We start from the raw sequence: 258 nt of genomic DNA, 5'->3' as shown, positions 1-258 counted from the left end.
TAACAGCCCCATGTGAAACAATAGCGTAATCAGTATTGGTGATCGCAGGTAACTTACAATTCAAAAATGAACTACTTCTTCGCCCTGTAACAGGGATAATGATCGCATCTGATTTGATCATTACGTTTAATAATTTTTGTTGTTGTACTGAAGAATAAGCATAGGGTTGACCGTTCATGTCCACTGTAGAAGGGATCATATGTTCACTAACTTGCCCTTTTACACTCGCAAATAATGTATCGTCTAAGTCAGTAAATA

At 36.8% G+C, this 258-nt stretch carries 1 protein-coding gene; it reads right to left on the bottom strand.

Annotated features, from left to right (window positions below; genetic code table 11):
• Positions 1 to 258 (bottom strand): HAD family hydrolase (locus AAEZ09_RS28665; RefSeq protein ID WP_350601725.1); only part of this gene is annotated, 258 nt, incomplete at both ends.

Origin of the sequence: Pseudomonas sp. 65/3-MNA-CIBAN-0223, assembly GCF_040310425.1 — a bacterium.
GTDB classification, from domain to species: Bacteria; Pseudomonadota; Gammaproteobacteria; order Pseudomonadales; family Pseudomonadaceae; genus Aquipseudomonas; species Aquipseudomonas gregormendelii.
This window is presented reverse-complemented; position numbering and strand designations above follow the sequence as displayed.